Annotated in this window: 20 protein-coding genes; 11 read left to right on the top strand and 9 right to left on the bottom strand. The window is 48.3% G+C overall.

Features of this window, described 5'->3' with window-relative positions:
* Positions 1-25 precede the first annotated feature (25 nt).
* Complete coding sequence (locus LLH06_RS20190) at positions 26-1,189, bottom strand: ABC transporter permease (protein WP_228171094.1); 1,164 nt, start codon at positions 1,187-1,189, stop codon at positions 26-28.
* 262 nt (positions 1,190-1,451) lie between these two features.
* On the opposite strand from LLH06_RS20190, the gene LLH06_RS20185 reads away from it, so the two are divergent.
* On the top strand, positions 1,452-2,165 hold the full coding sequence (locus LLH06_RS20185; RefSeq protein ID WP_228171093.1) for an OmpA family protein: 714 nt from the start codon (positions 1,452-1,454) through the stop codon (positions 2,163-2,165).
* A gap of 180 nt (positions 2,166-2,345) precedes the next feature.
* Here the strand turns inward: LLH06_RS20185 and trhO are convergent, their stop codons facing one another.
* Positions 2,346-3,308, bottom strand: a complete 963-nt coding sequence (gene trhO, locus LLH06_RS20180; RefSeq protein WP_228171092.1) for an oxygen-dependent tRNA uridine(34) hydroxylase TrhO — start codon at positions 3,306-3,308, stop codon at positions 2,346-2,348.
* 177 nt (positions 3,309-3,485) lie between these two features.
* Here trhO and LLH06_RS20175 point away from each other — a divergent pair, with 177 nt between their 5' ends.
* The 5 genes from LLH06_RS20175 (at position 3,486) to LLH06_RS20155 (ending at position 6,611) form a co-directional block, all read left to right on the top strand.
* Positions 3,486-5,024: a YifB family Mg chelatase-like AAA ATPase gene (locus LLH06_RS20175; RefSeq protein ID WP_228171091.1), complete on the top strand. Its 1,539-nt coding sequence runs from the start codon at positions 3,486-3,488 to the stop codon at positions 5,022-5,024.
* Between the two features lie 28 nt (positions 5,025-5,052).
* Positions 5,053-5,355, top strand: coding sequence for a hypothetical protein (locus LLH06_RS20170; protein ID WP_228171090.1), 303 nt, complete (start codon positions 5,053-5,055; stop codon positions 5,353-5,355).
* 11 nt (positions 5,356-5,366) lie between these two features.
* Complete coding sequence (locus LLH06_RS20165) at positions 5,367-5,516, top strand: hypothetical protein (RefSeq protein WP_228171089.1); 150 nt, start codon at positions 5,367-5,369, stop codon at positions 5,514-5,516.
* 33 nt (positions 5,517-5,549) lie between these two features.
* A complete protein-coding gene (locus LLH06_RS20160; RefSeq protein WP_228171088.1) occupies positions 5,550-6,119 on the top strand; it encodes a biliverdin-producing heme oxygenase in 570 nt (189 codons plus the stop codon).
* Positions 6,120-6,233: 114 nt separating this feature from the next.
* Complete coding sequence (locus LLH06_RS20155; protein ID WP_228171087.1) at positions 6,234-6,611, top strand: response regulator; 378 nt, start codon at positions 6,234-6,236, stop codon at positions 6,609-6,611.
* Between the two features lie 83 nt (positions 6,612-6,694).
* On the opposite strand, the gene LLH06_RS20150 is transcribed toward LLH06_RS20155, so the two are convergent.
* A complete protein-coding gene (locus tag LLH06_RS20150) occupies positions 6,695-9,772 on the bottom strand; it encodes an outer membrane beta-barrel protein (protein WP_228171086.1) in 3,078 nt (1,025 codons plus the stop codon).
* Positions 9,773-10,305: 533 nt separating this feature from the next.
* Between LLH06_RS20150 and LLH06_RS20145 the strand changes: the two genes are divergently transcribed.
* Positions 10,306-10,578 (top strand): hypothetical protein, encoded by a 273-nt coding sequence (locus LLH06_RS20145; protein WP_228171085.1) that lies wholly within the window; start codon positions 10,306-10,308, stop codon positions 10,576-10,578.
* 67 nt (positions 10,579-10,645) lie between these two features.
* Here the strand turns inward: LLH06_RS20145 and LLH06_RS20140 are convergent, their stop codons facing one another.
* From LLH06_RS20140 to porX, 6 genes are all read right to left on the bottom strand, one after another.
* On the bottom strand, positions 10,646-11,161 hold the full coding sequence (locus LLH06_RS20140) for a PDZ domain-containing protein (protein WP_228171084.1): 516 nt from the start codon (positions 11,159-11,161) through the stop codon (positions 10,646-10,648).
* A 48-nt stretch (positions 11,162-11,209) separates the two neighbouring features.
* A complete protein-coding gene (locus LLH06_RS20135) occupies positions 11,210-11,875 on the bottom strand; it encodes an aspartyl protease family protein (protein WP_228171083.1) in 666 nt (221 codons plus the stop codon).
* Positions 11,876-12,021: 146 nt separating this feature from the next.
* Positions 12,022-13,008, bottom strand: coding sequence for a YihY/virulence factor BrkB family protein (locus tag LLH06_RS20130; RefSeq protein ID WP_228171082.1), 987 nt, complete (start codon positions 13,006-13,008; stop codon positions 12,022-12,024).
* Between the two features lie 241 nt (positions 13,009-13,249).
* A complete protein-coding gene (locus LLH06_RS20125; protein ID WP_228171081.1) occupies positions 13,250-14,476 on the bottom strand; it encodes an alanine dehydrogenase in 1,227 nt (408 codons plus the stop codon).
* Positions 14,477-14,552: 76 nt separating this feature from the next.
* Positions 14,553-14,981: a tRNA (adenosine(37)-N6)-threonylcarbamoyltransferase complex ATPase subunit type 1 TsaE gene (gene tsaE / locus LLH06_RS20120; protein ID WP_228171080.1), complete on the bottom strand. Its 429-nt coding sequence runs from the start codon at positions 14,979-14,981 to the stop codon at positions 14,553-14,555.
* A 61-nt stretch (positions 14,982-15,042) separates the two neighbouring features.
* On the bottom strand, positions 15,043-16,596 hold the full coding sequence (gene porX, locus LLH06_RS20115) for a T9SS response regulator signal transducer PorX (protein WP_228171079.1): 1,554 nt from the start codon (positions 16,594-16,596) through the stop codon (positions 15,043-15,045).
* Positions 16,597-16,737: 141 nt separating this feature from the next.
* Between porX and LLH06_RS20110 the strand changes: the two genes are divergently transcribed.
* Genes LLH06_RS20110 through lpxA form a run of 4 tightly spaced genes read left to right on the top strand, consistent with a single transcriptional unit; the run spans position 16,738 to position 21,274 of the window.
* Positions 16,738-17,964: an HD domain-containing protein gene (locus LLH06_RS20110; RefSeq protein WP_228171078.1), complete on the top strand. Its 1,227-nt coding sequence runs from the start codon at positions 16,738-16,740 to the stop codon at positions 17,962-17,964.
* Between the two features lie 57 nt (positions 17,965-18,021).
* The gene (gene lpxD / locus LLH06_RS20105) at positions 18,022-19,074 is read left to right on the top strand and encodes a UDP-3-O-(3-hydroxymyristoyl)glucosamine N-acyltransferase (protein ID WP_228171077.1); all 1,053 of its coding nucleotides are present in this window, start codon (positions 18,022-18,024) and stop codon (positions 19,072-19,074) included.
* A 17-nt stretch (positions 19,075-19,091) separates the two neighbouring features.
* Positions 19,092-20,489 carry a bifunctional UDP-3-O-[3-hydroxymyristoyl] N-acetylglucosamine deacetylase/3-hydroxyacyl-ACP dehydratase gene (locus tag LLH06_RS20100; RefSeq protein ID WP_228171076.1) on the top strand — a complete coding sequence of 466 codons (1,398 nt, stop codon included), beginning with the start codon at positions 19,092-19,094 and terminating at the stop codon, positions 20,487-20,489.
* 2 nt (positions 20,490-20,491) lie between these two features.
* Positions 20,492-21,274, top strand: coding sequence for an acyl-ACP--UDP-N-acetylglucosamine O-acyltransferase (lpxA, locus tag LLH06_RS20095; RefSeq protein ID WP_228171075.1), 783 nt, complete (start codon positions 20,492-20,494; stop codon positions 21,272-21,274).
* The last annotated feature ends 44 nt before the right edge of the window (positions 21,275-21,318 follow it).

Below are 21,318 nucleotides of genomic sequence, written 5' to 3'. Positions count from 1 at the left end.
GGTGTCCTAAATTAGAAAATTTTGTTCACAACCGAATGTTTTGTGATCTTATATCAAAAGCGTCGCGCAGGCCGGTGGTCACCAGATTGAACGCATAAACCATAAGCATAATGGCCACACCGGGCAGCAAGGCCAGGTAGGCAGCATCCATAATAATATAACCGTAATGCTCGCGGATCATGCCGCCCCAAGTAGGTGTTGGTGGCTGCGCCCCGAAGCCTAAAAAGCTGAGGCCCGCCTCCAATAATATGGCCGAGGCAAAGTTGGAGGCCGCTATAACCAGTATCGGGCCGGCCATATTAGGCAAAATGTGTTTAATGATGATGCGACGGTCATTATAACCCAATGCCCGGGCCGCCTCAATGTATTCGGCTTGCTTAAGGCTGATCACCTGCCCGCGTACCAAGCGTGCCGCCTCCACCCACATAGATAACCCCACCGCGATGAAGATCTGCCAAAGCCCTTTACCCAGCGCGAATGATAAGGCGATCACCAGCAGCAGTGCTGGTAACGACCACAGGATGTTCATGAGCCAGCTTAGCACGGCATCTACCTTTCCACCATAATAGCCGGCCAGTGCGCCTACGCTTACTCCGATGAGCAAACTGATCAGCACGGCCATAATGCCCACCGCCAGTGATATGCGGGCACCTAATATGATGCGGCTCAGCAGGTCGCGGCCATAAATATCGCTCCCCAGCCAAAAGGTACGGTCAATGATATGTTTTTGCCGGATCTGGGCTTGGTATACATCTTTATGCCCGCCCATGGAACTGCCCGCAGGCATAGGGCGGCCGGTGAGTACCTCGTGTAAATGGAAGGCCTTTCGCTCGGGCTTATCCTCATCGCTGATGTATTCGTCGATGAGGATGGAATCGCCTTTAAAGCTGTAACCGGTGATAGGCACTTCGTTGTTGATGACAGGCTGCCCGTATAGCATTCTCTGAAAGATATTGGTGTGCTCGATCTGGTCGGTCTTGGGGACAAGTAAGAGGGTAAAACTAGCTCCGGGCTTTTTAAGGCTCAGAGGTAACGACATGTTGTTGCCGTTGGGCGAGCTATCGGGCATGATCAGGTAGCCCAATATCGCAGCCAGCACGGCCAGCGCAATGATCACCATGCCCGCAAGGGCTGATCGGTTGCGTTGAAATATTTGCCATGTACGTTGTGCCGGTGTAAGAGTGCTCAATATCCTGAATACGTGTTATGGCGCTCAATATCGCTATTTATTCGGGGTTTATCCACTTAAAGTTGGCGCTTTGACGTTGCGTACACATAGCCCATATTTTTATACGGTGATCATACCTTTTTAAGGACACTAAGTATGACCTGTCGCACCCGTAGCTTTCTGAATAATAAAAATACTTAACCTGCAAGGCGTTCATCGTCGTGGTAGTTAAGTGTAGTTAAATGTGAAGCCCACAACCGTGCTTTGGCATTGCCTTTGCAATATGGCAACATATCAAGTGTTCACACATTTAACCATGAAGATCGTAAAATTCAAAACAGCTATCATTGCTGTTACCCTTGCTACAGCTACCTTGATCGGTGCGGGCTGTAACTCACTCACCAAAACACAAAAAGGCGCGGCCATTGGTGCCGGTGCAGGTGGTACCATAGGTGCCATTATAGGTAAAAGTGCTGGTAACACAGCGTTAGGAGCCATTATAGGTGGCGCTGTAGGTGGTACCGCAGGTGCTTTTATTGGTCGCAAAATGGACCGCCAGGCTGCCGAGATCAAGCAAAGTGTACCAGGTGCCACTGTTGAACGTCAGGGAGAAGGTATATTAGTGAAATTCGATTCAGGGATCCTGTTCGATGTGGATAAGACCAACCTGAAAGGTGCCGCACAATCTAACCTGACCAACTTGTCTACCTCGCTGACCAACAACCCGCAAACCAACATCCTGATCGTGGGTCATACCGATAACACCGGTAGCGCTACTTACAACCAGGACCTGAGCGTACGCCGCGCGGAAGCTGTGAAAGCGTACATCGCTTCACATGGTGTGAGCAGCAGCCGTTTGAGCACTCAAGGTAAAGGTTTGACCGAGCCGATCGCTGATAATACTACTGAAGCTGGCCGTGCACAGAATCGTCGTGTGGAGATCGTGATCGTTGCTAACGACGAGTTGAAGCAACAAGCCAAACAAAGCAGCAATTAAAATAGCGTTACATTAATAGTTTTTTGAACCATGTCCCCGGTCTGCACAACAGGCCGGGGCATTGTTTTTTAAGCGCTATGTAATTGAAAAAGCCTTGCAATGGTTACCTAAGGTCACCATTAGCAAGGCTTTTTATGTGGTTTGATTCAGTGATAGCTCTCTGAATGCCATCTACATCAGTTACTCTTGTACCAATTGTACTTTGTTCTTTTTACTGGTGTTGATCGGCTGCGGAACTTTTACATAATATCCGGTACCGTCATAAACACGTTTGCGTGGATGGCTTTGACATGTGGTAGAGCAGCAACCTTCCAATTGGGTACCGCACTCATCGCATTGAGTGAAATGCTCGTTGCACTCCGGATTAGCGCAATTGATCATTTTAGGCGTGATCTTTCCACAGTTGCGACAGGTCGATATCACTTCCGGATTCACGCTATTCACGTCTACCGTTAAACGGTTATCGAACACATAACATTTGCCCTCAAAATCTTTACCGCCAACTTCTTTACCGTATTTGATGATGCCGCCATGTAACTGGTATACGTTCTCAAAGCCTTCGTGCAACAGCAAGGCCGATGCCTTTTCGCATTTGATACCGCCGGTGCAATAGGTCAGGATCTTTTTGTCTTTGTACTGTGCCAACTGGTCGATCATGGCCGGAAAATCACGGAAATTCTCGATGTCGAGCGTCACCGCGTTCTTGAATTTGCCTACTGAGTGTTCGTAGTTGGAGCGTACGTCAAGCACCACCACATCTTCATCATCTTTCATGGCCATGAACTCCGCCGGCTCCAGGTGTTTGCCGGTACGCTCGTTAGGGTTGATGATGTTGGGATCGCGAAGGCCCGAGTGCACGATCTCAGATTTATAGCGCACGTGCATCTTCACAAATGAAGGCTCATCCACCTCATCGATCTTAAAATCGGTGGCGGCAAAGCGTTCATCGGCATGCACGGCATCCATGTAAGCACGGCAGGCTTCTGGCGTACCCGAAACTGTACCGTTCAAACCTTCATCAGCAACGATGATGCGGCCCGTAAGGCCCAGGCTTTTACAAAATTTGAGGTGATCGGCAGCAAATTGCTCCGCATCAGCTATTGTTGAATAACAATAGTAAAGTAAGGTGTTATATTTTGCCATAAAACATCGATACTGCTGCAAACAGCGTTAAATGAGCGGCAAATATACGAAATTAAGATCAATGGTCTTTGATCGATATAGGGTCGCTCTTACGAGCGCTCTCATATTATTTTAGCTGTAGGTGTTATAAGTAAAATCTGTTATCTTTCAGCTTTCTTTTTCTTAATCATACCCGACTTGTTAGTAAAGACCTTCGGCAGTGCCGTATACGGTATCGAGGCCACCACTATAACGGTGGAAGTGAATATTGCTGCCGGCACGAAGTATTTTATTGTTGGCCTGCCCGACGTGGCCATCAAGGAAAGCTATTTCCGTATCGAATCGGCCTTAAAGAATTGCGGTTACAAGATGCCCCGCCAACAGGTGGTGGTGAACATGGCCCCCGCCGATATTCGCAAAGAGGGTTCGGCGTACGATCTGACCATTGCTGCCGGTGTACTCGCTGCCAGTGGCCAGATGCAGACCGAGGGTTTGGACAAATACCTGATCATGGGCGAACTTTCACTTGATGGAGGTTTGCAACCGATCAAAGGCGCGTTGCCCATCGCTATCCAGGCACGCAAAGAGGGTTTCAAGGGTTTCATCCTGCCTAAACAGAACGCCCGTGAAGCGGCCATTGTGAACGACCTTGAAGTTTACGGTGTAGAAAGTATACGCGAGGTGGCCGGCTTTTTCAATGGTGAGAGCAACCTTGAGCTGACCGTAGTGAACACCCGGGAGGAGTTTTACGATAGCTTGTGCAATTACGCCAACGACTTTAGCGAGGTAAAAGGGCAAGAGAACATCAAACGGGCACTGGAGATAGCGGCTGCCGGTGGGCATAATGTGATTCTGATCGGCCCGCCCGGTGCAGGTAAGACCATGCTGGCCAAACGCATGCCCACCATTATGCCCCCATTGAGTTTACAGGAATCATTAGAGACCACCAAGATACACTCTGTGGCCGGTAAACTGGCTGCGGCCGATGCGCTGGTGACCACCCGGCCGTTCCGCTCGCCGCACCATACGATCAGTGATGTGGCTTTGGTGGGCGGAGGCGGCAACCCCCAGCCCGGTGAGATATCGCTGGCGCACAACGGGGTGCTCTTTTTAGATGAGTTGCCGGAGTTCAAACGCACCGTGTTGGAGGTGATGCGCCAGCCATTGGAAGAGCGCAGGGTGACCATCTCACGTGCTCGATTCACGGTCGATTACCCGTCGAGCTTCATGCTGATCGCCAGCATGAACCCATGCCCCTGCGGCTATTACAATCATCCCGAAAAGGAATGTGTTTGTCCGCCGGGCGTGGTGCAAAAATACCTGAGCAAGGTATCGGGTCCATTGCTTGACCGTATTGACCTACATGTAGAGGTAACGCCGGTGAACTTCAATGAGCTGGCATCGGACCGTTTGGCCGAAAAGAGTGAGATCATTAGGGAACGGGTTATCAAAGCACGCGATATCCAGACCGAACGCTTTGGCAACAAGCCCGACCTGCATGCTAACGCGCAAATGACGCCGCAAATGGTACGTGATATTTGCAAGATCAACGAGGCCGGGCAACTGCTGCTTAAAAAGGCGATGGAAAAGCTGGGGCTTTCAGCCCGGGCTTACGACCGCATATTGAAAGTGGCGCGCACCATAGCCGATCTGGCCGGTACCGAAAACATACAAATGGAACACTTAGCAGAGGCCATCCACTTTCGCAGTTTGGACCGCGAAGGCTGGGCCGGCTGATCTGATATTTTAAATGAACTGATATATTATGGAAACCGCGAACCCCAAGCTTACCCTTAGGTCGATGCAGATCGTTCACCTGGCACTGATGATCGGTGTGGCCCTGTTCATGGTCATCTCGTTCGTTAACAATGCCAATAGCTTAGCGCTGTTACCGGTCGATGAAACACACTTAACCCTGGTATATGTTGCTTGTGGAATGGCCGTAGTGAGCGTCATCATCAGCAGTGCGCTGTTCAATAACCTTTTGGGTAAGATCGATACCAGTTTGCCGCTGAGCCAAAAACTACCGCAATACTTAGTGCCAATATTACGCGTTGGGCTTTATTAGAAGGTGCCGCATTGTTCAACGTAGTGGCGTTCCTGTTATCGGGTTCACTATTGAACGTTGGCGTAGCCATTTTACTGCTTGTCTTAATGGGCAGCCTGAGGCCATCAAGACAAAGGGTGACCGACGAACTCAAGATATCCTATCCCGACGTGTTGGAATAAGATCAACGATATATCTAACTATACTATCTATAAATGCTCTCAGAAAATTTAAAAAAGGAAACCTTGGCCAATCACCAACAGCTCGAAAAGATGCTGGTGGTAAAAATGAAGAGCATTCGCTCACCGCAGGACTATGTGGATCTGCTCCAGCTTTTTTACACCTACTTTGGCGGACTCGAAACCCTGATCGATCAGCACATCAACGCCAATGAACTTTCTGATCATGCTGCGAGGCGCAAGTCGGCCGCGCTGGCTCAGGATATTATTGACCTCGGTGGCCAGCCGTTACCTAAAGCGACAGGGGCTGATCTGCCGCCGATCAATGATACACTCGATGCATTTGCCGCTATGTATGTGATAGAGGGATCTACATTGGGCGGAAAGATCATCAGCAAAATGATGGCACAACAATTGAATATTCCAGATGGTAAAGGCCTGTCTTTTTTTAACGGCTACGGGGAAGATACCGACGCCATGTGGCAAGCATTTAAACAGCGTTTGGATGAGAAGCCTAAAAACGAGCAGGAAGAGGCCAAAATGATACACACGGCCGACCAGACCTTTGCCATGTTCCATGCCTGGATAACTAAACAGGCCGCTTAGTAAACAGTATCATCATCAGGAAACTGATCACAAGGTTATTTACGTACGAACTAAATTCCATTAAACTATACAGTTCTGCACCGATCTGTATACTATACTACTACTGCCATACCTATGAACGACTTTGACAGCAAAAAGATCGTGATCTTTGATGACGATGAGGATATACTATCTATCTGCGCATACATATTAGAGGAACAGGGCTGGGACGTGCACACTTTCACCGATTGTAATAACATCGTGGAGAAGGTATCGTCGGTAATGCCCCGCGTTATCCTGATGGATAACTGGATCCCTGATGCGGGTGGCATCGTTGCCACTCAGACCCTCAAAAGCAATATCAAGCTCAAAGAGATCCCGGTGATATACTTCTCGGCCAACAGTGACATCCAGTTACTGGCCAGCAACGCCGGCGCCGAAAGCTACCTGGCCAAACCATTTGACCTTGACGACCTGGAACGCACGATCAACAATGTGTTGGTAAAGGTGTGATATCCCAATAACTCTCTCTGCCTATAAATACAAAAGCCCATCAGTGTCATACTGATGGGCTTTTTATGTTGGGCTAAATGGTGTTAGTAAATGCTTGGACCGCCGCCAGGGCCGTTGCCACCACCGCCAAAGCCGCCGCCTCCACCGCGGTTACCGCCACCACCAAAGCCGCCTCTGCGATCACCGCCGTTTTGAGCAGGTGAGCGGCCTGCAAAGTTTTGCAAGCGGTAAGTAAAGGTCAGTAAGGCATAACGGCCTAAACGGTTGTTTTGCGTTTGGGTGATCACGTTACCATTGCTGCTGGCCGAGAAGCCCGCGTTCTGGTTAAATATATCGAATGCTTGTAAACGGATGGTCGCCGCATTAGCTTTCAGGAAACGGCGCTCCACGTACATGTTCAAGATGTTAGGATTAGGCACAGCGAACGAGTAGCCATAGTTCACGGTACGGGTAAAATCGTACGCGAAGGTCCAGTCCTTTAAAATGTAATGCTTGCCATTAAGCGTCAGGTCCAATGTACGGATGTTGGTATTGCCGTTCAATAACGGGTTGTTCGAGTTAGTAAGCGAGTTGGTGGTCTTGTTAATAGTATAACGGCCACCTGCTTCCAGATCGATCTTATCTAAAATGTTGATCCTAAAACGTGGGTTTGGTGCAAAAGCGATGTTCTTGGCTACGTTCTTTTCGAATGGCGTAGCAATGTTATTTGAGTCGACACGGTTGGTGAACGAGATGTTATTAGTGTAGGTGAGGCTTGCACCTAACAACACGGTGTATTTACGCTGTGCCCATGGCTTAGCGAACAATACGTTGGCCTGGCCTTGATAGTAGCCATCAGCGTTCAGGTAGTTAGAGAAGATGGTATTCTTGAACACCCTGATGCCCGGATTAGCGGCCAGTGCTGCAGCCGTGAACTTGTTATCGTATACGGTAGAAGTGGTCACGATCTTATTATTAGTTTGCGTGAAGCTCAGGTTGGTAAAGAAGATATTCCCGGTCTCGAAGCTAAACTTGTTATAACGCAGGTTGAAGTTGTTGGTGAACTCTGGTTTAAGATCAGGGTTACCTTGTACGGGGTACAATGCGTTAGACAGGTTAACTACAGGTACCAGTTGGTTGTAGCTCGGCTGGTTGTTCGATCCGTTGTAGTTAAAGTTAAGTGACTGGCTTCTTGAAAAGTTATAAGCAAAACGTGCAGTAGGTACAAAGTTAAAGGTGCTGCGGTTGGTCACCGGGTTAACGTTAGCCAGCTTGATGGGGTCATAAGCGGTACCTGAGCCCTCTAACTTGCTCGGCAATACGCCGGCACCCAAAGTAAGGTTGTACTTAGGTTTGATGAAACGGTAGTTCAAGCCCACACGGTGCGTGGTAAAGGTATAATCATAGTTATTGGTACCGATAGGGTAAACGATCGGTGTGCCTACGATATTAAGCGTATCGGTGTGATTATCGTTCTTGTTGGTGGTACGGTTGTACGCATAGTTCAACTCCAGGAAAGATACCTTGCTCAACGGCTCAATGTATGATAACGTAGCGCCCGAAGTAATGGCGCGGTAATATGTATTCACCAATTGATTCACCGGAATGGCCAAACGTGCTACAGTGGTAGGCTCGTAAGTATATATCGGGTTGTCAAAGCTATAATTGCGGGTGCTGTTGAACGACAGGTTGATGCTCAAATTTCGTCCAACACCGTTAAAGCGGTGGTTATATAATAATGTAGCACCTAAGTTAGGCGATGCCGATGTGCTATTAGTATTAGTGTTATAAGCAAGGTTGTCGGCACCACGAAGCGTAGACTTGACCACTTCATCAGCTACTGTACCGGTGCTGGTGTAAGAGAAGGTTGGATTGAGCTTGAAGTAATTCAGGGTGTCTGGCTTATATTCCATATTCCAGGTCAACCGATGGTTAGTGTTATTATCGGTCTGCTCGCTCTGCTGGTCACTTGTGGTGGCCGCTCCCGGGTTGATGTTCTGTTGAAAGTTACGGCTTTTGGTATATACGCTCTTGTCCTCAAAACTGTAGCTGCCGTATACCGACATGTTACCCCATTGATCGCGAAAGTTAGTACCGATGGTCTTGGTATCATTAATACCGGCCGCATTGGTGGTTTGACCGCCGCCGCCCCTGCCGGCATTACCCCGGCCACCGCCACCGCCGCCAAAGCCGCCGCCACCACGGTTACCGCCGCCGCCGAAACCGCCGCCTCCTCCACCAAAGCCACCGCCGCCACCTCCACCGCCGGTAGCGCTACCGAATGAAAAAGTGTTAACGTTGGTATTGTTGATGTTGCCTAACACAGCGATCTGCTGATCGTTGTTGAATTTGAATATGTTTAGTATGCCAACATACCGATTGGCGTTCTTGGTATCAGGGTCGAAAAGGGTATTGGAGCTGCTCGCCTTTTTAGGTAGCAGGTCAGATCCATCGCCTGCGGTAGCCTGACCAAAGTAGCCGTGGTTCTTATCCTTACGAATGGTGATGTTCAGTATCTTGTTAGGTTCGCCGGTCTTGATACCGGTCACGTTGGCCTGATCACCATAATCATCTACGATCTGATAGCTTTCTACCAGGTCGGCAGGCAGGTTTTTGGTGGCTGTTTGTACGTCGCCGCCAAAAAAGTCTTTACCGTTTATACGCACCTTGGTAACTTGCTTGCCTTGTGCGCTCACATTGCCCTGCGCATCTACGTCAACGCCGGGTATGCGTTTTAACTGATCTTCAACTGGCGAGTTGGCCCTTACTTTATAAGCGCTGGCGCGGTATTCCACCGTATCTTCTTTCAAAGTTACCGGGTTAGTGCCTACAACGGTCACCGCGTTCAGCTGTCTTGCTTCAGGTTTCAGCACAATGCTGCCCACATCGGCAGCTTGCCCGTCGGCAGCAAGTGTATAATGTTTGATCAACCCTTCATAGCCGATCGAGCTAACGGTAAGGGTAAGCTTAGAGCCTTTGATCCCCGAGAATGAGAACTTACCGGTGGCATCGGCCATGGTATTAGCTGTTTCGTTCTTGTCGGAGGTCAATTTGATAGTACTGCCCACCAGTGCCTGCTTGGTAGAATCTACCACCATACCATGGACCTGGCGTCCGGTCTGCGCTTGGGTATAGGTCGCCACACTGAACAGTATGGCCATTAAAAGGAGAACTTTTTTCATAAGATCGTTAAAGGCCTTATATGATTTAATGATAACGTGCGTTGAATTATTGGCTGACAAAGTTCCCATTTCTTTTAATATTATATACACCGACCATAGTATTGTTACAAGATATACCCTTATGTTTCATAATTGTGACCGAACAGACCCTCAGCGGCCGATCACGCAAATGATTGCTGATCAGTTGTTAAGGTGACCATCGGCAATCTTAACTCAAAGCAGCTGCTAAGGTTTTAAATGATATTGTAACAATATCAGCGTAGTTGCAGCAGGTTAAGGTCGGTGGTGTTCATTGAACTATACGTTAATGTGGACGGTATATCGCGCTGCTATGGATCGGCCTAAGCCAAGGTGTAATAGTATATTGTATAATATTGACGATCAAAGTATTAGTTGGTGCTGATCGGCACAATATGTGAGGGTAAGACATACATTTTATCGGGTTGACCATCGTTGCGAGAACGATATTAACTTTAAGTTCATAAAAATGACTCAAGTATTTTTTATGACCCACTGACCTTAAATGATACCCTATGAACACAATGCGCGCTAATTTGCACTCACGGGTGCACAACTGGATGGACAAGATCGGCTTTCGGCTCAATTCATCACAAACCAACAACAAGAGTAAGGTGACCACACGGCACTACTTTTTCGAGACCTTCAATTTTTTGGAGAAGGTAAGTCAGGACAAACCTGAAAGATCACGATTCATTTGTTTTGATGCCTACGGAGAACAGCTGAAAGTACGGTCGTTATTAGACCTGCAAATGGCTTTTTACGAGAACATCAGCCAGTTGAAATGAGTTAGGCGGCGGATGTGTCTTTTTAGTCTGATACTTACAGGGCACATCCGCCCCGAACATCTCTCCTTCATACCCGCCGCTTTAGGGTGAGGATCACCGTTAGGTACTCACCATCACGATATACCTCTACTACCAGGCTCCGCTTATCCCTCGACCGAAACAAGTTATCGATCTCGGTCATGGTCATCTGACCTACCGACCTTAAATTAATGCCAGTGATCTGGTCATTTGCTTTGATACCCGCATCGGCCCCTGCTGAGCCGGGCTCTACCCTGCTCACGATAATGTTCTTGAGCTCATTGCCGGCCGCGTAATATTCTAACCCACTCATGTCATGCTCAAAGGGTTCTTTGAACTTGTAGTTAGGCTTCAGGTATAACTTGTTGTTGGCATAATCGAATACCATCAGGAATTTTTTGAGGATGCCTATCCCAAGGTTACCATCACGCGCTACGGTGAATGCGGGTCGTGGCATGGTATCCAGGAACGAGGTGATCACGCTTTTGAACCGGTACTTTCCCACCTCGATCTCGCCTATGCGGCCTATGCGTCCGTTGAGTGGGCCGGTAAGGCCCTGACCCAAATTGGCAGTAATGTAGCGGTCGTGATCATTGGCCCGGAATCGTTGGTTCTATAATAATAAGGCATGACCTGCACCCAGGTCAACCAGCAATTTGTTCTGTATGGCATTGCTGTTATTTACCGCTACGTTGGTGTTCACGTAAGGCTTTCGGTCCTCGATACTAAGCGGAATAACGGTGCCTTTTCTGAAAGGCTTAAAGCGGCCGGGGCGTGCCACCGTGATAGTGCTATCGCTGAAGTTGATCTTCACGGCCAGTTGCGAAAAGAACTCGTAACCCAACAGGCCATGTATCTTGATCCCGGCGTAATTGGACAGGCCAAAATGGTCGTCCTTCAATATGGCGGCCGATACATATTCACTTTTGACACTGTTGCCTATTATGATGTTAAGCGGCGAGGTCACATAGGCCTCCAGGTCATCAAGATTGCCTACACCATAAAGCTTGATGGTGCGCTTTTGATCGATGTGTATGGAATCAACGAGTTTTGGGTCGGTGATCACCATGATACCTACGCCAGTATCCAACACAAAGTTAAAAGGTCCGCTGCCGTTGATCATGAGCGGTACCACCACCATATCGCGCACGGGCGTGAACCTGATCCAGGCCTGTTTCTTTTTCGTGATCAGATCGAACTGCTGTGCATGGGCCAGCGGCGTCCGGTATAAAAGCAAAAAAAGGAGCAGGCATTTCGCTATGTGAGGCAAGCGTAACATCCTGTTTATAACTGGTTATATAAAGTTACAACAAAGGATGAACAGTTTAAAGTCCTGACGCTTGCTATCCCACAAGCTAATGGATGTGCGTATCTCACAAAAAAAGCAAGCTCAATGGCTTGCTTTCAATATGGATGATGAATGGGTCATTCCTGCTTTTCGTTCGGGTCCTTAAGTGATTCATGTAACTCAGGTACTTTAGGCGGGATCTCACTTACCTGACGCTCTTCTTCGGTCTGGTGTATGTACACTGCATAATCAGCAGGCTCTATGGTGCCGCAATTGGCTTCAGTGTATATCCTGGTGAATTCGGCGCCGATGTACAATATGGCGGCAGTATAATAGATCCATACCAGTAACACGATCAGTGAGCCGGCCGTGCCATAGGCAGATCCCTGGGCCGAATATTTCAGATACAAGCCGATCGCGAATTGGCCGATCATAAAAAGCAAAGCGGTAAAAAAGGCTCCTGAACGAACATCTTTGAACTTGATCTTAACATCGGGCAGGAATTTAAAGATGATGCCGAATAAGGTCGAGATCACCAGGAAGGAGATGCCCAGGTTCACCAGCTCGATCAGGCGTTCGGTAATGGCCGGTAAAAAGTGAGTGATCCTATCGCTAATTGCATTCACTACCACGTTGACGATCAGCGTCACCATCAGTAAAAAACCTAATGCTAAAATAAGCGAAAAGGATAGGAAACGATTTTGCAGCATTTTGACCCAGCCCTTTTTAGGCTTAGCCTTCACCCGCCAAATGGTATTGATGGAGTCCTGTATCTCGAGGAACATACTGCTGGCACCGATCAGCAAGGTAACGATACCCGAGATCAGCGCAATGCCCGATTTACCTGAGAACTGTAGGTGCTTAATGATGTCTTGTATCTGTAAGGCGGCCTCAGCCCCTACATATTGTTTGATCTGGAAGTAAAGCTTGGCCGAAGCGGCATCGGCTCCAAGGAATATACCTGCCAGCGATAGGATAAGTATGAGTAGCGGAGCAATAGAGAAGATGGTATAGTAGGCCAGCGAGGCACTCATTTTTAAACCGTTGTCATCGCTGAAGCTCGAAAAAGTGGCAACCAGTATCTTCCATAGATTTTTTAAGTAGTCTTTGCTAAATACTTTCATAGGCGGATAGAATGTTTAGAAGTAATTAATTACAGAGCAAAATGTTTTGAACAATGTACTCTTAGCGGCAACGACCGGGTAAGAAAAAATGAATGTGGGTACACAGAAACAGGGCTTACTGTCTGTTGCGCAACAAGGAATTAAACTACATCAAGTACTTGATATTTAGGCGAAAATTAGCAACAAAGTTGAACAGATCGATCGTTGAATTATTAGCCGTCCGTGCGGAAGTGCAGGTTGATCAACGGTTAGATACCAGTAGCAGGTCAAGATCCTTACAAGGGATGTTGAAACGCTCGCCTAGATGCTTGTTGGTCAGCTGACCATGATAAATGTATACCGAATTGCGAACGCCTACCTTTTGCCATATCAGGTTATTGATGCCGCCCTTTTCCCCAATGTCGAGTAAGATGGGCGAAAAGATGTTGGTAAGCGCATAGGTTGCCGTACGGGCCACGCGCGAAGCGATATTGGGGACACAATAATGGATCACATCATACTTGCGAAACACCGGGTGGGTATGGTTGGTCACCTCTGAGGTCTCAAAACAGCCTCCCTGATCAATGCTCACATCAATGAGTACCGAATTAGGTTTCATTCGACTCACGGTGCTCTCACTGATGATGCAAGGGCTTCGTCCGTCCTCTGACCGTAGAGCACCGATCACCACATCGCAAGTGGTAACGGCCTTCTCCAGCACGATCGGTTGGATCACCGAGGTAAATACCCGGTTGCCAATGTTATTTTGCAAGCGACGTAGTTTATATATCGATGGGTCGAACACCTTCACCTGTGCACCTAATGATATAGCGGTGCGTGCGGCATATTCGCCAACGGTGCCGGCACCCAGGATCACGATCTCGGTAGGTGGTACACCGGTTATGCCGCCCAGCATTAGGCCCTTGCCACCGAAAACATTGCTCAGGTATTCACTGGCGATGGCTATAGAGGTGGCGCCAACGATCTCGCTCATGGCTCGTACCACACTCAGCGTACCGCCTTCATCCCGCAAATGCTCGAATGAAAGGGCGGTGATCTTTTTGTTGATCATGGCCTGTAGGCATTCGGCCTTAAGGGTGGATATCTGTAAGGTCGAGATCAGGATCTGGCCGGGCTTCATCAGCTCGATCTCGGCCATGGTGGGTGGTGCCACTTTTAGTATGATGTCGGCCTCGTATACCTTTTTGGTATCGTAAACGATCTGTGCACCCTGCTCGCTGTAATGGCTATCTAAGAAATTTGCAGCCTTGCCGGCGTTGGTCTCTAAAAGCACATCGTGCCCGTTATCCACCAGTAACGCTACTGATAAAGGGGTTAGTGCGATCCGGTTCTCCTGAAACGATACCTCGCGTGGTATGCCTATATAAAGTTTGTTCTTGCGGCTTTTGGTCTCCAGCATCGACTCCTGCGGCTGCATCATGGCCTGCTTGGCCACGTCAGAAAACCCACTATATAACCCTGAGCTCATATCTCGTTGTTGTGCAAAGCCTTGTAACAGGTAGTTGTAGTTAAGGCTGATGAAGATACTAAGAACATGACAATGTTCATATACTTTCGAAGGTAATTTTACGGCTGTCGGCACCGGTGGCCTCTATACTCACCTTAATATAATGCGGCGGCAGCAGGTCGGGGATCTTTTCGGGCCACTCGATTAGGCAGCGATCGCCCGAATAAAAGTATTCCTCATAGCCCATATCCAAAGCTTCGGTCTGGTCTTTAAGGCGGTACAGGTCAAAGTGGAATATGCGCCCGTCACTTCCATTATATTCGTTCACAATGGCGAAGGTAGGGCTGGTCACCTCATCGGCAACGCCTAATTGGGCGCATATGGCCTTAATGAAAGTGGTCTTGCCCGCTCCCATGTGGCCGTAGAAAAGATATATCTTTTGCTCCCCGGCAAAACTAATGATTTCCTGCGCCGCCTGAGGAAGATTGGCAAGGGATGATATGGTGATATGGTGCGTACCGTTCATAATAACATCGGCATCATGAGGTTAAGAAGATCACTGCTTGTCATGATGCCGACAAAAATATTTACTTCACGCCATAAGTGACCACCGGAATGATCATTTCTTCTAACGAGATGCCGCCATGCTGGAAGGTCTCGTTGTAAAAATTGACAAAGTGGTTGTAGTTGTTCGGGTAAACAAAATAGCTGTCCTCTTTGGCAAAGGCAAAGCTGCTGCTCACATGCAGCTTAGGCAGCATGGCATCATGCGGGTTGCGGATGTGGAACACTTCCTTGGCGTTAAAGTTCAGGTTCTTGCCTTGTTTATAACGAAGGTTGGTATTGGTGTTCTTATCGCCAATGATCTTGCTTGGTGTTTTAACCCTGATGGTACCATGATCGGTGGTGATCACCACCTTCACTTGTTTGGTTGACAGGAACTTCAACAGGTCAAGCAATGGTGAGTGCTCGAACCATGACAAGGTCAATGAACGATAAGCAGCATCGTCGCTGGCAAGCTCGCGGATCATTTGCATGTCGGTACGGGCGTGCGATAGCATATCCACAAAATTGTATACCACCACGTTCAGCTCGTTGTTCATCAGGTTGTTCACCGAGTCATTCAGCGATCGGCCTTCATCAATGTTCAATATCTTATGGTACGAGAACTTGCAATCCTTGCGTAACACCCGTTTGATCTGGTCGCCCAAAAAGGCTTCCTCGTGCAGGTTCTTGCCGCCTTCGTCCTCATCATTTTGCCACATGCCGGGGAAACGTTTTTCCATATCCAGCGGCATCAGGCCGGCAAATATGGCGTTACGGGCATATTGAGTGGCCGTAGGTAGTATACTATAATAGGTGTCTTCTTCCTCTAAACGGAAATATTCGGAAATGATCGGGTTAATGATCTTGAACTGGTCATACCGCAGGTTATCGATCAAAATAAAGAATACCGGCACATCGCTTTCCAGTTTATTGAAGACCTTTTTCTTGAACAACTGGTGCGACAACGTAGGCGCGGTATCGGGGTTCTTGATCCAGTTCAGGTAATTCTTCTCGATAAATTTACAGAACTGTACGTTGGCCTCCGCCTTTTGCAGGGTCAGGATCTCGTGCATACCGGCATCGGTCAGTTGGCCCAGTTCCAGTTCCCAGTAGATCAGTTTTTTATATACATCTACCCACTCCTGGAAGTTCAGGTTATCGTTCAGGGTCATGCCCAGGTTACGGAAATCCTGTTGATAGGCCATGGTGGTCTTTTCGTTCACCAGGCGCTTGTTCTCGGTCAGTTTTTTGATCGTGAGCAACACCTGTTTAGGGTTAACAGGTTTGATCAGGTAGTCATCTATCTTCGACCCGATGGCGTCTTCCATCATGGGTTCTTCCTCGTTCTTGGTGATCAGTACGATCGGCACATCGGTGTTCACCTCTTTGATCCTGGTAAGGGTCTCGAGGCCGGTCAGGCCGGGCATATTCTCGTCCAGGAACACCAGGTCAAAATGATCTTCTTTAAAAGCCTCAAGCGCATCGGCACCATTGGTAAAGGTCTTTACATTGTAGCCTTTCTCTTTCAGGAACAGTATATGTGGTTTCAGCAGATCTATCTCGTCGTCGGCCCAAAGTATGGTGGTGTCTTGCATGTTATATGTACTAATGTTGGGTTATAACTGCCAGTATAGCTAATTGTTGTCCAAAACGGTGTGTATTAACAAAAAATAACATTTCAATGGTTGCCACTTTGGGTTAATTTAACACTTTTGCAAAATTATAATGTAGTACGCTTGAATAAGAAAAAAATAATAAACGACCCGGTCTACGGCTTCATCAGCATAGCTACCGATCTGGTGTTCGATCTGATGGAGCACCCTTATTTTCAGCGTCTACGCTATATCAAACAAACGGGTATGGCACACCTGGTATACCCTGGCGCCCTGCACACCCGTTTTCACCATGCACTGGGTGCCATGCACCTAATGCAGCTGGCCGTCAAAACGCTGTGCGATAAGGGCCATTACATTACCCCGCACGAAGAAGAAGCAGTGATGATCGCCATCCTGCTGCATGACATCGGTCACGGTCCATTTTCGCATGCTTTGGAAGAGCACATCGTGAAGGGCATCGACCATGAGGACATCAGCACCCTGATCATGGATAAGCTGAACCGTCGGTTCGACGGCAAGCTCACCACCGCCATCCAAATATTTAATGATACTTATCCTAAAAGGTTCCTGCATCAACTCGTATCCAGTCAGTTGGATATGGACCGGCTGGACTACCTGAACCGCGATAGTTTTTACACCGGCGTATCAGAAGGGGTGATCAGCTCCGAGCGGATCATCAAGATGCTTAACGTGGTGGATGATGCCATAGTAGTAGAGGAAAAAGGTATCTACTCGATCGAAAAGTTCCTGGTGGCCCGCAGGCTGATGTACTGGCAGGTATACCTGCACAAGACCGTTACCTCGGGCGAGCAAATGCTGGGTAAGGCCCTGCGCCGTGCTCGTGAAATGGCGTTACAGGGTCAGCAATTATTTTGCACGCCGGCGCTCGAGCACTTTTTGCAGGCCAGCATAACTAAAGAAGAGTTCATCAGCGATGAGCGTCACCTCGAAACCTTCACCTGTTTGGATGATGCCGACATTATGGCCTCGGTAAAAGTGTGGACACGGCATCCTGATAAGGTATTGTCGCAATTATGTGAGCGTTTCATACAGCGCAGGCTCTATCATGTCGATATCACTAACACACCGCCAGATGCAGCGCGTATGGAGGAGCTACGCCAGCGTGCGGTACAACGCTACGGCATCAGCTATGATGAGTCATGGTACTTTGTGTTTACCGACGTGATCAGCAACAATGCTTACAAGGTAGATGATACCAATATCAGCATATTAAGGAAGGGCGGGGCCATAAGCGATATCACCACCGCAAGTGATAACGCCAACCTGGAAGCGCTGGCAAAAACTGTAGAAAAATATATATTTTGCTATACTAAAGACCTTATTTAGTTTGTTAAGGCTATGTTTATTATTTGTTGCTTAAGTTTTAACATATAACTTTGTACGATGCGATTTACTGCACAGGAGATAAGCTTGTTGCTGAACGGAACTATTGAGGGCGATCCAACGGTGGTCGTGAGTTCATTGGCGAAGATCGAGGAGGCATCGGCAGGTTCATTATCTTTCCTGGCCAATCGCAGATACGAGCCTTTTTTGTATCAAACAAAGGCCTCGGTAGTGATCGTTAACAAGGACCTTGAACTTACCGATACGGTGACCGCAACCTTGGTGCGTGTAGCCGACGCTTATAGCGCTTTCTCTGTACTCCTTGAAAAATATAACACCTTAAAATACAATAAAAAAGGCATCGAGCAGCCTTGTTTCATACACCCTACCGTGGTGCCTGGAGAAGATGCTTATGTGGGTGCTTTTGCGTACCTTGGCACCAACGTAAAGCTGGGCCATAATTGCAAGATATACCCTAACAGTTATGTTGGCGATAATGTAACTTTGGGCAATAATGTTACCCTTTTTGCAGGCGTAAAGATCTATGCTGATTGTGTGATCGGTAATAACGTGACCATACACTCTGGAGCGGTGATCGGGAGCGATGGTTTTGGCTTTGCACCTACTGCCGATGGTACCTATAAAAAAGTTAACCAGATCGGTAATGTGGTGATCGAGGATGATGTGGAGATCGGTGCTAACACCACGATAGACTGTGCCACGATGGGATCGACCATTATACGTAAAGGCGTAAAGCTCGATAACCTGATCCAGATCGCACACAACGTAGAGGTGGGTAGCAATACGGTCATCGCTGCGCAAACAGGTGTATCAGGCAGTACCAAGATCGGTGAGAACGTGATCATGGGTGGCCAGGTGGGTGTTGTTGGGCATATAACGATAGCAAAAGGATCACAGATCCAGGCGCAGACCGGCATAAACCGCAGCATACTGGAAGAGAATAAGAAATGGGCGGGCATATTACTGCAGCCTTATAAGGACTTTTTACGTGCTCAGGTGGTGGTACAGCAATTGCCCGAGTACAAAAAACGAATAGAAGAATTAGAAAAAACAATTGCTGAGCTGCGCAATGACCCGGAGACCATACGGTGAGCAGCTGTACAAAGTTTATGAACGTAAAGCAAAGAACCATAAAAGCCCCTGTTACCGTATCAGGAACTGGGCTTCATACCGGTGAGCCGGTGACCATGACCTTTAACCCGGCGCCCGAAAATCATGGCTTCAAGTTCAGAAGGGTGGATCTTCCGGGAAGCCCCATTGTTGATGCCGACGTTGATAACGTGACCGATACTTCGCGCGGTACCACCATTACCCAGAACGGCGCCAGCGTTAACACCGTTGAGCACGTATTGGCCTCACTGGTAGGTTTGGAGCTGGATAACGTACTGATCGATCTTGATGGTCCTGAAACTCCGATCATGGATGGCAGTTCGATGCCATTTGTAGAGGCATTGGCCGCGGCTGGTACCCTGGAGCAAGAGGCCGATCGCGAATACTATCACATCCCTTACAACATACATTACTCTGAGACCGACCGTAAGGTAGAGATGGTGGCCATGCCGCTTGACGATGATTATCGTTTCACCTGTATGGTGGACTATAACTCACCGGTATTAGGTACTCAGCATGCTACTATATCTTCTATCTCTGAGTTCAAAAAGGAAGTGGCCAGCAGCCGTACCTTCTGCTTTTTGCATGAGCTGGAAATGTTGCTGAAACATAACCTGATCAAAGGCGGCGATATCAACAACGCCATTGTAGTGGTTGATCGCCATGTTGACGAAGAGGAGCTAAAGCATTTAGCTACCCTGTTCAATCGTAAGGACATCGATGTCGCCCCTCAAGGCATCCTCAACAATATAGAGCTGCGCCACCAAAATGAGCCTGCCCGTCATAAGCTGTTAGATATGATAGGCGACCTGGCCCTGGTAGGTGTGCCATTGCGTGGCCACATCATGGCGGCCCGTCCTGGCCATGCGGCCAACGTGGCCTTTGCCAAAAAGATCAAAGCACTGATCAAAAAAGAGCGCAGCCGTAAACACATCAAAGTATATAACCCGAATGCTAAGCCGGTATATGATACCGTGCAGATCATGGACATACTGCCGCATCGCCCGCCAATGCTGCTGGTGGACAAGATCCTGGAATTGACCAAGACCCACGTGGTAGGTTTGAAGGGCATCACCATGAACGAGCCTTTCTTTACCGGTCACTTCCCTGGCGCACCTTTGTTCCCGGGTGTGTTGCAGATCGAGGCTATGGCTCAAACAGGTGGCATTTTGGTACTGAACACTGTACCTGACCCTGAGAACTGGATCACCCTGTTCCTTAAGATCGAGAATGCTCGTTTTAAAGACAAAGTGGTACCAGGCGATACCCTGATCTTCCGTTGCGACCTGATCGCACCTATACGCCGTGGCATCGCCCAAATGAAAGGTATCGGTATGGTAGGTGAGCGCATTGTGGTAGAGGCTGAGTTAATGGCACAGATCGTTAAAACCAAGTAAGTATGATCCAGCCATTAGCATACATACATCCGCAGGCCAAGATCGCTGATAACGTGGTGATCGAGCCATTTGTGACCATTCATAAGGATGTGGAGATAGGTGAAGGTTCATGGATCGGCTCTAACGCGGTGATCATGGATGGTGCCCGAATTGGCAAAAATTGCCGCATATTTCCGGGCGCTGTGATCTCGGCCATTCCGCAAGACCTTAAATTCAAAGGAGAAAATACCCTGGCCACTATTGGCGATAACACCACCATACGTGAATGTGTTACCGTTAACCGTGGCACCAAAGATCACTGGAAGACCGAGATCGGCAGCAACTGCCTGATCATGGCCTACTGCCACGTAGCGCATGATTGCGTGATCGGAGATAACTGCATATTCTCTAATAACACCACCATCGCGGGTCACGTTACCATCGGTAATTATGTGGTGTTGGCAGGTATGGTGGCCATACATCAGTTCTGCAACATTGGTTCGCATGCCTTTGTTACCGGTGGTTCACTGGTACGTAAGGATGTGCCACCATACGTAAAGGCGGCGCGCGAACCACTGTCGTATGCCGGCATCAACTCGGTAGGCTTGCGCCGCCGGGGTTACAAGGACGAAAAGATCAATGAGATACAGGATATTTATCGCACTCTGTTCGTTAAGAACAGCAATGTGAGTAAGGCCATGGATATCATTGAAGCCGATTTTAAGCCGACCGCCGAGCGCGACGAGATCCTGAATTTTATACAGGGCTCGCAGCGCGGTATCATGAAGGGTTTCGGCAACGCTTGACCGCATTAGGTTCATGGTCGTTGAAGCTTGGCGAATAGACGCCC

It is taken from the genome of Mucilaginibacter daejeonensis (genome assembly GCF_020783335.1).
In the GTDB taxonomy this organism is placed as follows: Bacteria; Bacteroidota; Bacteroidia; order Sphingobacteriales; family Sphingobacteriaceae; genus Mucilaginibacter; species Mucilaginibacter daejeonensis.
The sequence above is the reverse complement of the archived record's forward strand: the minus strand, read 5'-3'. Positions and strand labels throughout refer to the sequence as shown.